The sequence below is a fragment of the Parvibaculum indicum genome, assembly GCF_011762095.1.
GTDB lineage: Bacteria > Pseudomonadota > Alphaproteobacteria > Parvibaculales > Parvibaculaceae > Parvibaculum > Parvibaculum indicum.
This window is the reverse complement of record NZ_JAASQO010000005.1, coordinates 206,229-217,799: the sequence shown is the minus strand read 5'-3', so window position 1 is coordinate 217,799 and position 11,571 is coordinate 206,229. Positions and strand designations below refer to the sequence as shown.

At 63.7% G+C, this 11,571-nt stretch carries 13 protein-coding genes; 9 read left to right on the top strand and 4 right to left on the bottom strand.

Annotation, left to right across the window (positions count from 1 at the left end; translation table 11 throughout):
* Positions 1-77: 77 nt before the first annotated feature.
* The 3 genes from FHS78_RS08570 to FHS78_RS08560 are packed head-to-tail and all read right to left on the bottom strand — an operon-like array spanning position 78 to position 1,881.
* Positions 78-458: a response regulator gene (locus FHS78_RS08570; RefSeq protein WP_167093183.1), complete on the bottom strand. Its 381-nt coding sequence runs from the start codon at positions 456-458 to the stop codon at positions 78-80.
* Between the two features lie 3 nt (positions 459-461).
* Positions 462-1,007: a hypoxanthine phosphoribosyltransferase gene (gene hpt / locus FHS78_RS08565; protein WP_205305251.1), complete on the bottom strand. Its 546-nt coding sequence runs from the start codon at positions 1,005-1,007 to the stop codon at positions 462-464.
* Positions 1,008-1,017: 10 nt separating this feature from the next.
* Positions 1,018-1,881, bottom strand: a complete 864-nt coding sequence (locus FHS78_RS08560; protein WP_167093249.1) for a zinc-ribbon domain-containing protein — start codon at positions 1,879-1,881, stop codon at positions 1,018-1,020.
* A gap of 208 nt (positions 1,882-2,089) precedes the next feature.
* On the opposite strand from FHS78_RS08560, the gene ftsE reads away from it, so the two are divergent.
* From ftsE to FHS78_RS08515, 9 genes are all read left to right on the top strand, one after another.
* The gene (gene ftsE / locus FHS78_RS08555) at positions 2,090-2,749 is read left to right on the top strand and encodes a cell division ATP-binding protein FtsE (RefSeq protein WP_167093182.1); all 660 of its coding nucleotides are present in this window, start codon (positions 2,090-2,092) and stop codon (positions 2,747-2,749) included.
* A complete protein-coding gene (locus FHS78_RS08550) occupies positions 2,742-3,725 on the top strand; it encodes a cell division protein FtsX (RefSeq protein WP_167093181.1) in 984 nt (327 codons plus the stop codon). The genes ftsE and FHS78_RS08550 overlap by 8 nt, the downstream gene beginning before the upstream one ends.
* Before the next feature lie 113 nt (positions 3,726-3,838).
* Positions 3,839-4,489, top strand: coding sequence for a YdcF family protein (locus tag FHS78_RS08545; RefSeq protein WP_167093180.1), 651 nt, complete (start codon positions 3,839-3,841; stop codon positions 4,487-4,489).
* A 28-nt stretch (positions 4,490-4,517) separates the two neighbouring features.
* Positions 4,518-5,258 (top strand): lysophospholipid acyltransferase family protein, encoded by a 741-nt coding sequence (locus tag FHS78_RS08540; protein WP_167093179.1) that lies wholly within the window; start codon positions 4,518-4,520, stop codon positions 5,256-5,258.
* A 73-nt stretch (positions 5,259-5,331) separates the two neighbouring features.
* Positions 5,332-8,736 carry an LAGLIDADG family homing endonuclease gene (locus FHS78_RS08535; RefSeq protein ID WP_167093178.1) on the top strand — a complete coding sequence of 1,135 codons (3,405 nt, stop codon included), beginning with the start codon at positions 5,332-5,334 and terminating at the stop codon, positions 8,734-8,736.
* A gap of 47 nt (positions 8,737-8,783) precedes the next feature.
* Entirely contained in the window at positions 8,784-9,137 is a 354-nt protein-coding gene (locus FHS78_RS08530; protein ID WP_167093177.1) for a type II toxin-antitoxin system RelE/ParE family toxin, read from the top strand.
* A 1-nt stretch (position 9,138) separates the two neighbouring features.
* Positions 9,139-9,438 carry an XRE family transcriptional regulator gene (locus tag FHS78_RS08525; protein WP_167093176.1) on the top strand — a complete coding sequence of 100 codons (300 nt, stop codon included), beginning with the start codon at positions 9,139-9,141 and terminating at the stop codon, positions 9,436-9,438.
* Between the two features lies 1 nt (position 9,439).
* A complete protein-coding gene (locus FHS78_RS08520; protein ID WP_167093175.1) occupies positions 9,440-9,859 on the top strand; it encodes a VOC family protein in 420 nt (139 codons plus the stop codon).
* Positions 9,860-9,862: 3 nt separating this feature from the next.
* Positions 9,863-11,065: a winged helix-turn-helix domain-containing protein gene (locus tag FHS78_RS08515; protein WP_167093173.1), complete on the top strand. Its 1,203-nt coding sequence runs from the start codon at positions 9,863-9,865 to the stop codon at positions 11,063-11,065.
* Here FHS78_RS08515 and FHS78_RS08510 read toward each other — a convergent pair.
* Complete coding sequence (locus tag FHS78_RS08510) at positions 11,016-11,555, bottom strand: gamma-glutamylcyclotransferase (RefSeq protein ID WP_167093171.1); 540 nt, start codon at positions 11,553-11,555, stop codon at positions 11,016-11,018. The two genes, FHS78_RS08515 and FHS78_RS08510, sit on opposite strands and share 50 nt — an antisense overlap.
* Positions 11,556-11,571: the final 16 nt, after the last annotated feature.

The following is an 11,571-nucleotide window of genomic DNA, read 5'->3' as shown; positions in this document are numbered from 1 at the left end:
TCTCCGCTTGTCGAAGGGCTAATGGGTCCCGGCAACAAGTGCCGGGATGACACGCCGTTTTCAGTTGAAAGGGTTTGCTAACCCCGCGAGGCCAGCGCCGCGCCGACCTGCGTCACCAGCTCTTCCAGCGTGAAGGGCTTCAGCATGATGTCGTGAATGATCGCATCGAGACCATGCGCACGCTCGCGCTGGTCCGAATAGCCCGTCATCAGCAGGATGGTGATGCCCGGCGCGTGGCGCGAGGCGGAAAGCGCCAGCGAGATGCCGTCCATTACCGGCATGATGATGTCGGTCAGCAAGAGCTCGTAAGGCGTCTTGGCCTCCATCGCGCGGGCGAGCGCCTCCAGCGCTTCCGACCCGTCCGACACGGCGTCGACCTCATGTCCCGCACCCCGCAACGCGCGGGTGATGAAGGACTGGACGGCAGGCTCGTCTTCGGCAACCAGTATCCGCGCCATGACCTATTCCTCGAGATAGCCGACAAACGGCAATTGGCGATAGGCATGGGCGACATCCATGCCATAGCCGATGACGAAACGGTCGGGACAATCGAAGCCCGTGAAGTCGGGGGTAATGTCCACCGCCTGCTTGTCTTTCTTGTGGAGAAGGACGCAGGTCCGGACACTCTTCGCGCCGCGCGCCATCATTAAATCCTTGGCAAAGGCGAGCGTGCGGCCGCTTTCCAGAATATCGTCCACCAGCAGCACATCACGACCCTTGATCGGCACTTCGGTATCGCGGACGATCTTGACCTCGCCCAGCGACCTGGTGCCGGCGCCGTAACTCGACAACGAAATGAAATCCATATCCGGCGCCGCGCCCGCATCGTGAAGCGCGCGCAAAAGGTCGGCTGCGAAGATGAAACTGCCCTTGAGAACGGGAATGATGAGCGGAGCGCGCCCCATCTCGGCGACGATCTCCGCCGCCAGCACGGTATTGCGCGCGGCGATCTCTTCCGCGGTCATGAGGACGGTGATATGCGCGGAACGATCGCCTGTTTCGGTCATCCGGTCGTTCCTATTCGCCGCCCGGCCCATCGGCGGGCGGATGGTCGCCTTCGGCCGCCGCATCCGGTGCCGCCCCGGACGGCGCCTTTTCGGCGGGCGCCGGCGAGGAGGCGCCATTGTCGAAACGGATCTCGACATCCCGCGTCTCGACAGGCGGGCTCGAGAGCCGCGTGACGAAAGGAACCGACTGGCCCGGCTTCAGCGACCGTTCCTTCAGCGCGAAGGTCCAGTGATAAATCTCTTTCTTCTTCTCGTTGCGCAAACCGATGCGCAGACGCGGAAGCACGCGGGGCTCGTCGCTCACATTCACCACCTCGCCCATGATGGCGAGCACCGGCAGGTCGTTCACCTCCTGCCGCTCATAGCGAACCTTGTGAAACTCAACCCCGCGCAGATTGATGTCCTGCCCCGTCAGTTTGTAGACATCCGCCGTGGCGGGCCAGAGCGAGGCGATTTCGTTGCGGAAAACCCAGCCCGCCCCCAGCGTGCCGCCGAGGAAGATGATGAGCGTGATCCAGCCGAGAATGGTGAGGAAACGCACCCGGCGCACGGCAGCCGCGCCATGGACGAAGCTGCGGATCCGTCCGCCCGTGGTGCTTTCGCCGGCCTCGGTCGTCGTTTCGACCTGTCGCGGCTGGCGCGCCGCGGCCTTGTCCTTCTCCGCCTCCCGCTTGAAGACGGGTTGGGCAGGCCCCTTGACCGGCTCGGCCTCCGTGGCGGGCGTCGCGCCGGCAGACGGCGTCTCGCCCTCTTCCAGCGGCTGCTGTTCCCAGCTATGGCCGCATTTGGCGCAACGCACCTTGCGCGGTCCCGAGGCGAAGGCACCGGGTTTCACGGGGTAGCGCGTCGAACAATGCGGACAGGTGATAATCATCCGGATCTTGCTGCGATGGATTGCCCAAATGGCGGAAAGACGGACGCGCGGCAGCACCCTCGCCACGCCTCCTTGCACCTCAAGCCTATTGAATGGCCCCTCATGGTTAAAGCCGCGTTAAATGCACGTCGTTTTCACGATGGAAACTGCGGCTTATTGCGTTTCAGCGCGACCCGCCCCACTGCCGATCCGTGATACCGTCTCCTCCATGATTCGCTTCGAAAATGTCGGCATGAGATACGGCATGGGGCCGGAAGTGCTCCGGGATGTCAGCTTCGAGCTCGCGCCCGGCTCTTTCCATTTCCTCACCGGCCCTTCGGGCGCGGGCAAGACCTCGCTCCTCAAGCTCATGTTTCTGGCCGTCCGCCCCTCGCGCGGGCTCATCACCATGTTCGGTCAGGACATCGCCACCCTGCCGCGCAAGGAGATGCCGGCGCTGAGACGACGCATCGGCGTGGTGTTCCAGGAATTCCGGCTGCTCGACCATCTGACGACCTACGAAAATGTGGCGCTGCCCCTGCGCATTCAGGGCCAGCCGGAAAGCGCCTGGCGCGCCGATGTGATGGAACTGCTGGCCTGGGTCGGGCTCGGCGACCGCATCCACGCCAAACCGCCGACGCTGTCGGGCGGCGAAAAGCAGCGCGCCGCCATCGCGCGCGCCGTGGTGGGCCAGCCCGATGTGCTGCTGGCCGACGAACCGACCGGCAATGTGGACCCGGAAATGGGCCAGCGCCTGCTCCGCCTGTTCGTGGAACTGAACCGGCTGGGTACCTCCGTGCTGCTGGCCACCCATGATCGCAGCCTCGTGGAAGCGGCGGGCGCGCCGGAGCTTGTGCTGAAAGAGGGAGGGCTGTCGATCCGTGGCTGATACCTCCCAACGTCCCGCCCGGCCGGGCCGCCCGGGCCGCGACCCCGCCCCGACTTTCCATGACGAGGAGAAGGCGGGGCGCAGCCGGCTCGTCTCGCTGCTCGTCGAAACGCGCTCCATCATGCCCTCGGGCGGCGCAACCGGCCTGCCCCTCATCCTCGCCATCGCGGCCATGTGCTTTCTGGCGAGCCTGACGCTGGGCGCGGCGCTGTCGGTCGGCCATGCGGCGGCGGAATGGACGGGGCAGTTGTCCGGCGCCTTCACCGTGGAAATCAAACCCTCGCCCGAGATGAAGCCGGACAAACAGCTTTCCGAAGTGATGAGCCTTCTGGGCCAGACCAACGGCATTGTGAGCGCCCGTCCCGTGACCCGCAGCGAAACGGCGAAGCTGCTGGAACCCTGGCTCGGCAAGGGCAATGTGACCGACGACCTGCCCATCCCGCAGCTTGTGGATGTGACGATCGACCCCGCCTCGCCACCCGACCTCGCGGCACTGGCGATCAATGTCGCGGCGGTAGCGCCCGGCGCGCTGCTCGACACGCACCGGCAATGGCAGGCCGAAATCATCAGCGCCGCCCATGCCGTGCTGTGGCTCGCCTATGCGGTGCTGGGCCTGGTGGCAGCGACCACCACCGCCATCGTCGTCTTTGCGACGCGGGCGGGCCTCTCCGCCAACCGGGATGTGGTGGAAGTGCTCCACCTGATCGGCGCGCGCGACCGCTTCATCGCCCGCGAGGTGCAGCACCATTTCCTGCATCTGGGGCTCAGGGGCGGCATTGCGGGGCTCGCCCTGTCCGTGCTGACCTTCGTCGTCCTGTCATTCGCGGGCGACAATGGCGCGCTCTTCCTGATGCCGGTCACGGGATTGCAGCTCACCCATTACCCGATCCTGCTGGCCGTGCCGATTGCCTCCGCACTGGTCGCGGTGCTGACCGCCCGCATCACCGTGATGCGCGAGCTGGAACATATGCTCTGAGATCGAAATCCATGCGGCATTGCGCGCTTTTGCGCCTATCCTGCGGCCCGCGCATTCCATGTTAATATCTGCGACGTTAGAATTCTCTCAGAGCCGACAAGGACTTGGCATCATTGGCCCGAACCAGCGCCACAGGGAAAGCAGGCGAGAACCGCCAGACGCCGCCCGGACCGGACGGGCCGCGCCGCCCCTTCCTGCGTCTTGTGGTCGGGCTGGCGGCGCTGGCGCTCGCGCTTTACGTGGGCGGCTTTTTCGTCTTCACCGCGCTGATCGACCGGACGCCCGCGGCCAATGACGGCAAGGCCGACGGCATCGTGGTGCTGACGGGCGGGCCCGAGCGCATCGCGGAAGGCTATCGGCTGCTCGTCGAAGGCCGCGCCAAGCGCATGCTCATCAGCGGCGTGAACCCGGAAGTGAAGGCCAGGGAGCTTGCCGCGCTGGTCGGCGGCGACCGGGGAAAATTCGATTGCTGCATCGATATCGGCTGGCAGGCCATCGACACCATCGGCAATGCCGAGGAGACCGCCAACTGGGTGCATAAACGCGACTACCGCTCGATCATTCTGGTGACGAGCACCTATCACCTGCCGCGCGCCCGGCTGGAACTCAGACGCGCCATGCCGGGTGTCGAAATCATGCCCCATCCGGTATTTCAGGATAAGCTGCATCTCGACGGCTGGTGGAACTATCCCGGCACCACGCGGCTGCTCGTATCGGAATACACCAAATATCTGCTGACGCTGACGCATCTGCGCGCGCGCTAGCGGGAGGAAAACGAAGGGGCGTACTTCCTTGCTCTGGCTTCGCTCGACCTTTTTCAACCTGTCCTTCTGGCTGATGTCCATCATCATGTGCATCCTCGCCACGCCGCTCTTTCTGGCGCCGCGCGGCTGGACGGTTCGGGCCATGAACCTGTGGTCCCGCCTTACCATGTTCCTGCTCCGGGTCTGCGCGGGCACGCGCTACGAGGTGCGCGGGCGCATACCGGAGGGCGCGGTGCTGGTCGCGGCCAAGCACCAGTCCATGTGGGACACGATCATCGCGACGACCCTGCTGCGCGATCCGGCCATCGTGATGAAAAAAGAACTTCTGATGATCCCCTATTATGGCTGGTACTCGCTGAAGACGCGCATGATCGCCATCGACCGTGGATCGGGGTCGGCGGCCATCCGCAAGCTCATCGCGCAGGCAAAGGCCGCGCTGGGGCTGGGACGGCCCGTCCTGATCTTTCCCGAAGGCACGCGCATGGCGCCCGACGCCGCGCCGGACTACAAGCCGGGGGTAGCCGCGCTTTACCGCCAGCTCGACGTCCCTTGCGTGCCGGTGGCGGTGAATTCAGGTATCTACTGGGCGCGACGCGGCTTTGCGAAACGCCCAGGCACCATCGTGATCGAATTCCTCGACCCCATTCCGCCGGGCCTCGACCGCAAGGCGTTCATGGCGGAACTGGAAAAACGCATCGAACCGGCGACCGCGAAACTGGTGGCCGAGGCAAGGGGCAAAACCCCGGCACTCTCGGAAGCGGCGGATTAGACTCCGGCGCGCGGGAACGATACAAGAACATTCATTCATCGACCGGTGACAGAACCGGGTTTAGGTTAGCGTTATGAAACCCATCGCCGAACAGATCTGGGACATGAAATACCGCCTGCATGCGCAGGACGGCACGCCTGTGGACCTCACCGTCGAGGACACATGGAAGCGTGTCGCCAATGCGCTGGCGGCCGCCGAAGCGCCTGAGAAGCGCGCCGAATGGGCGGAGAAGTTCCATGGCGCGATGGAGGGCTTCCGCTTCCTGCCGGCGGGCCGCATTCTCGCGGGCGCAGGCACCGCGCGCGATGTGACGCTCTTCAACTGCTTCGTGATGGGCACCGTGCCCGACACTATGGCGGGCATCTTCGACAATCTGAAGGAAGCCGCGCTGACCATGCAGCAGGGCGGCGGCATCGGCTACGACTTCTCCACGCTGCGCCCCAAGGGCGCGCCCGTGCATGGCGTGGGGGCGGATGCCTCCGGCCCGCTTTCCTTCATGGATGTGTGGGACGCGATGTGCCGCACCATCATGTCGGCGGGCTCGCGCCGGGGCGCGATGATGGCGACCATGCGCTGCGACCACCCGGATATCGAAGCCTTCATCGACGCCAAGCGCGAACCGGGCCGCCTCACCATGTTCAACCTCTCCGTGCTGGTGACGGATCCGTTCATGGAAGCGGTGAAGGCGGATGCGGATTGGGACCTCACCTTCAACGGCACGGTCTTCCGCACGCTGAAGGCGCGCGAACTCTGGGACAAGATCATCGCCGCGACCTATGCCTATGCCGAACCGGGCGTGATCTTCATCGACCGCATCAACAAGAAGAACAATCTTTATTACGCCGAGACGATCCAGGCGACGAACCCCTGTGTGACAGCCGATACATGGATTATGACCGAGGAAGGCCCTCGTCGCGCGGGCGATCTTGTGGGCACGGACTTCAGCGCCCGCGTGAACGGAGAGGCCTGGAGAAGTAGTGACAGAGGGTTCTTCCGTACCGGGCGCAAAAGTGTCTTTTCGCTTCGAACTGAAGAAGGGTTTTCCGTTTCGCTGACCGCGGATCACCCGGTTTTGAAAGTGACCCGACGTACGCGTTGGTCGATCGACACGCAATGGTGCAAAACCTCCGAACTGATTCCTGGTGACGAGATCATTCTTCATGATCATACAGACGCCTCCACATGGGATGGGACGGGATCCGAGAGTGAAGGCTATCTTCTCGGCCTGCTAGTGGGAGATGGCACGTTGAAAGCCGACAAGGCGGTGCTCAGCGTATGGCAACCCGCACTCGTCGCCAATGAAACGTCTGCACCAATCGGCACGACGGGCATCATGAAGGCAGCGGAAGCGGCAGCCCGCGCCATGCCCCACCGCAGCGACTTCAGCGGCTGGTGGCGCGTCGAAGGCCGCAATGAGTGGCGTCTTGCTTCTGGCGCGCTCAAAAAGCTTGCCGCCGAAATGAATCTCGCGCCGGGCGCGAAGAACGTGACGCCAGCTATCGAACAATCCTCGTCGGATTTCCATGTCGGATTCCTCCGCGGGCTCTTCGATGCGGATGGCAGCGTACAAGGCGACCAGCAAAAGGGCGTGAGCGTAAGACTGGCTTCCTCCAAGCTCGAAACACTGACGGCGACGCAGCGTATGCTGGCCCGCCTCGGTATCATCTCCCGCATCTTCCGCGACCGGCGCATGGCCGGCCCGCGCCGCCTACCCGACGGACATGGCGGAGAAAAAGAATACTGGTGCAATGCCGACCACGAACTCGTCATTTCCGGTTCCAATCTGAGGCGCTTTGCGGAAAGGGTCGGTTTTGAAGACACCGACAAGTTCGCACGGCTGGCCTCCGCACTCAGCCAATACAAGCGCGAACCAAACCGCGAGAGATTTCTGGCGCGTGTCGTCGCCCTCGATGCGATCGGCGAAGCCGATGTATTCGACTGCGAAATTCCGGGAATCAACGCATTCGATGCCAATGGCCTTTATTTGCATAATTGCGGCGAGCAACCCCTGCCGCCCTATGGGGCGTGCCTGCTGGGCTCGATCAACCTCGCCGCGCTGGTGAAGGATCCGTTCGGCGACGATGCCGCGCTCGACGAGGACGAACTCGACGCGCTGGTACGCACCGCTGTGCGCGCCATGGACAATGTGGTGGACGTCTCGCGCTTTCCGCTGCCCGAGCAGGAACATGAGGCGAAGGCCAAGCGCCGCATCGGCCTCGGCGTGACGGGGCTCGCCGACGCGCTCATCATGTGCCGGACGCGCTACGGTTCGGACGAGAGCGTGGCGCTCATCCGCAAATGGATGCACAGGCTTTCGCGCGCGGCCTATCTCGCCTCGGTCGATCTCGCCGCCGAAAAGGGCGCCTTCCCGCTGTTCGACGCGGACGCCTATCTGGCGGGCGAGACCATCGCCACGCTAGACGAGGATGTGCGCGAGGCCATCGCCAAACACGGCATCCGCAACGCGCTCGTCACCTCCATCGCGCCGACCGGCACGATTTCGCTTTTCGCAGGCAATGTGTCCTCCGGCATCGAGCCCGTCTTCGCCTATGGCTATACGCGCAAAGTGCTGCTGCCGGACGGTTCGCATCGCGAGGAACGCGTGCGCGACTATGCGGTGGAGCAGTATCACGCCCGCTTCGGCGACAAGGCGGAACTGCCGGATTATTTCGTCAATGCGCAAACGCTGAGCCCCGCCGAGCACATCGCCGTGCAGGCGGCGGTGCAGGACTATATCGACAGCTCGATCTCCAAGACGATCAACGTGCCCGCCGATATTTCCTTCGAGGCCTTCAAGGGCGTCTATACGGATGCCTATGAGAAGGGATTGAAGGGTTGCACCACCTATCGCCCGAGCGATGTGCGCGGCTCCGTGCTGACGGCGGATGAGGAACCGGCGGCGCAGCCCGCCGCGCCCGCGACGACGCCTGCGAGCGAGGACGGCGTGGTGCGCATGTGGCAGCCGCTGGAGCGCGACGAGATCCTTCCCGGCTTTACCTACAAGATCAAATGGCCGGAATCGGACCATGCGATCTACATCACCATCAACGACATCGTGCAGGACGGACGCCGGCGTCCCTTCGAGATCTTCATCAATTCCAAGAACATGGAGCATTACGCCTGGACGGTGGCGCTGACGCGGATGATCTCCGCCGTCTTCCGCCGGGGCGGCGACGTGACCTTCGTGGTGGAGGAACTGAAAGCCGTGTTCGACCCGCGCGGCGGCGCCTGGATGGAAGGCCGCTACGTGCCGAGCCTGCTGGCGGCCATCGGCGGCGTCATCGAACAGCACATGATCGACACCGGCTTCATCGCGGCAAAGGACGGCAAGCCGATCACCGAGGCGATGCAGAAAGCAGTCGGCGAAAACGACGGCCGCCCGCGAGGCAATCCCTGCCCGCGCTGCGGCGCCTATGGCATGATCAAACAGGAAGGCTGCGAGACATGCCCCTCCTGCGGGCATTCGAAATGCAGTTGAACAAAAATCCCCCTTGCCAAATAGTACCAAAATAGGTACAAATCAATATGCCATCCACGCCAGTCAAGCGGATACCCGCCATTTTCTACCGGACCGGGCGGGGAGCGGAACCCGTTCGAGACTGGCTGAAGGGTCTGAACAAGGCAGACCGGTTACTGATCGGCGCCGATATCAAGACTGTGGAATTCGGCTGGCCCATTGGCATGCCGACATGCAGACCGCTTGGCGATGGACTGCATGAAGTCCGCACCAATCTGACGAATGGGCGCATCGCGCGCGTAATCTTTTTCGTAAGGCGCGGAAAAATGGTGCTCGTGCACGGCTTCATCAAGAAAACACAGAAGACGCCGAAACCCGATCTGGACCTCGCCCGAAAACGCAAGAAGGAAGTGGAAGAGTAAAATGGCCAAGAAGAACATTCATCTCGGGTCGAGCCTCGACGACCTGCTGGAAGAAGAAGGACTTCTTGCCGAAGCGCAGGCAATTGCCATCAAGCGTGTACTGGCATGGAAACTTGCCGAGGCTATGAAAGAAGAAAACCTGACCAAGTCGGCGCTCGCCAAGACAATGAACACGAGTCGCTCCGCACTGGACCGCCTGCTCGATCCAGACAATCCCTCCGTGACGTTGCTGACCATGGAAAAAGCCGCCGCCGCCATCGGCAAGACGCTGCGGGTCGAACTGATCGACGGTCCGGCCTGACATGACCTCGCGCGGGCTCATTCACCATGTCGATCTCACCGTCACGGATGTCGCCCGCTCCGCGCCGTTTTACGACGCGGTGCTGAGCTTCATGGGTTATCGCCGCTGGCAGGAAGACGAGCACGGGATCGACTGGGAACACACCGGCACGCCCGACCTGCTGCCGACCATCGGCATCTTCAATGCGAGCGCGGAAGGCCGCGCGCAGAAGCACAACCGCTATGCGCCGGGGCTGCACCACATGGCCTGGAACGCGGAAAGCCGCGAAGACGTGGACCGGCTTTACGACCTTCTGAAAAGGATCGAGGCCGACATCCTCGATCCGCCGGCGGACTATCCGGAATACGGACCGGGCTATTACGCCGTCTTCTTCGCCGATCCGGACGGGCTGAAGCTCGAATATGTGTTCGAGCCGCGCTGACGCATGACCGCTCTCACTCTCGACAATGAGACGGCACGGCGTCTCTTCCTCGACCGCCACGCGCTGAGCGCGCCCGTCGGCTGCCAATCGCCGGACGATCTGTCGTCGCTCATCCGGCGGATCGGCTTCGTGCAGATCGACAGCGTCAATGCGGTGGAACGCGCGCACCACATGATCCTGTTTTCCCGCGCGCCGGCTTACGAACGCGGCTGGCTCGACGAACTGCATCAGGACCGCCGCGACATCTTCGAGCACTGGACGCATGACGCCTCGCTGCTGCCGATGGAGTTCTATCCGCACTGGCACCACCGCTTCAAAAAGGCGAAGGAACGGCTGAAGCATCCCAACTGGCAAAAGCGCATCGGCGAGGACCCGCAAAAGACGATCCGCAAGGTGCGCGCCCGCATCCGCAAGGACGGCGAGGTGAGCACGCGCCATTTCGACGACAAGGGCGCAGGCGGCTGGTGGGGTTGGGGCCCGTCCAAGACGGCGCTGGAATTTCTCTGGCGCGCGGGCGAACTCGCCATCGCGCGGCGCGACGGCTTCGAGAAGGTCTACGACCTTGCCGAGCGCGTGATCCCGGACGAGCTGCGTAAACGCCGCCCGACGAGACGGCAGACGGTGGACTGGGCCTGCGAGACGGCGCTTGACCGGCTGGGCTTTGCGACGCCGACCGAGTTGGCAAAGTTCCTCGATCTCATCGAAATCGCCGAGGCGAAAGACTGGGCGAAACGCGCGGCCAGGCGCGGGGAGATCGTGGAAGTCGCGGTGACGGGCGCCGACGGCAGCCATCGCCATGCCTTCGCGCCCGCCGACATCGAGGAACGGATCGCAAAGCTACCCTCCCCGCATGAGGGCCTGCGCTTCCTCTCGCCCTTCGACCCGGCCATTCGCGAGCGCAGGCGCGCCCAGCGGCTTTTCGGTTTCGACTACACCATCGAAATTTTCGTGCCGGAAAAGAAACGCAAATACGGCTACTACGTGCTGCCGCTGATGGAGGGCGACCGCTTCATCGGCCGCGCCGACCTGAAGGTCCATCGCGAGGAGGACCGGCTGGAGGTGAAAGGCTTCTGGCCGGAAAACGGTGTGAAGATGACGAAGACGCGCATCGCCGCGACGCAGGACGCGCTGGCGGATCTTGCGCGCTTTACCGGCGTCAGCCGGATCGAGGGAGCCGTTCCTTCACGGCGCGCCAAAGCCTCGTAAGGCCCTCGTCATGCGTGCCCATCTCGTCGAGATGCTGCACCATGCCGTGAAGATAGTCCGGATTGCGGCCGGACTGGCCTTCTCCCTCCGCGATGAGACGCACCTGGTCCTCGAAGGAGAGCGCGCCCGCATATTGCCCGTGGGACCGGTCCACCAGATAGCAAAGCGCCTGCGCCTCGCCGCCGCTGTGAAGCAGGCGCACACGCTTCACCTCTTCGCGATAGACCATGGTGACCTGCTCGCGCGCGCGGAGATAGTCGCGCACCTCGTCCACCCGATCGGGCGCGATGCGGAAGGCCATGCCCTTGCAGGAGCCGCCCGCATCCAGCCCGAAAACCAGGCCGGGCCGCTCCGGCGTGCCGCGATGAACGTGACTATAGACGCAGAAGGCGCGATGATAGCCGTGAAGACGGGCGGGCTCCCGGTGCTCGAACGCGAAACCCGGTCGCCACATCAGCGAGCCATAGCCAAATACCCAGAAATCATTCATTACTTGCCGCCCTGCC

Coding starts and splice junctions, on each gene's coding strand:
- FHS78_RS08570 (WP_167093183.1), bottom strand. CDS start 458: ATGGCGCGGATACTGGTTGCCGAAGACGAGCCTGCCGTCCAGTCCTTC.
- hpt (WP_205305251.1), bottom strand. CDS start 1,007: ATGACCGAAACAGGCGATCGTTCCGCGCATATCACCGTCCTCATGACC.
- FHS78_RS08560 (WP_167093249.1), bottom strand. CDS start 1,881: ATGATTATCACCTGTCCGCATTGTTCGACGCGCTACCCCGTGAAACCC.
- ftsE (WP_167093182.1), top strand. CDS start 2,090: ATGATTCGCTTCGAAAATGTCGGCATGAGATACGGCATGGGGCCGGAA.
- FHS78_RS08535 (WP_167093178.1), top strand. CDS start 5,332: ATGAAACCCATCGCCGAACAGATCTGGGACATGAAATACCGCCTGCAT.
- FHS78_RS08530 (WP_167093177.1), top strand. CDS start 8,784: ATGCCATCCACGCCAGTCAAGCGGATACCCGCCATTTTCTACCGGACC.
- FHS78_RS08525 (WP_167093176.1), top strand. CDS start 9,139: ATGGCCAAGAAGAACATTCATCTCGGGTCGAGCCTCGACGACCTGCTG.
- FHS78_RS08520 (WP_167093175.1), top strand. CDS start 9,440: ATGACCTCGCGCGGGCTCATTCACCATGTCGATCTCACCGTCACGGAT.
- FHS78_RS08515 (WP_167093173.1), top strand. CDS start 9,863: ATGACCGCTCTCACTCTCGACAATGAGACGGCACGGCGTCTCTTCCTC.
- FHS78_RS08510 (WP_167093171.1), bottom strand. CDS start 11,555: ATGAATGATTTCTGGGTATTTGGCTATGGCTCGCTGATGTGGCGACCG.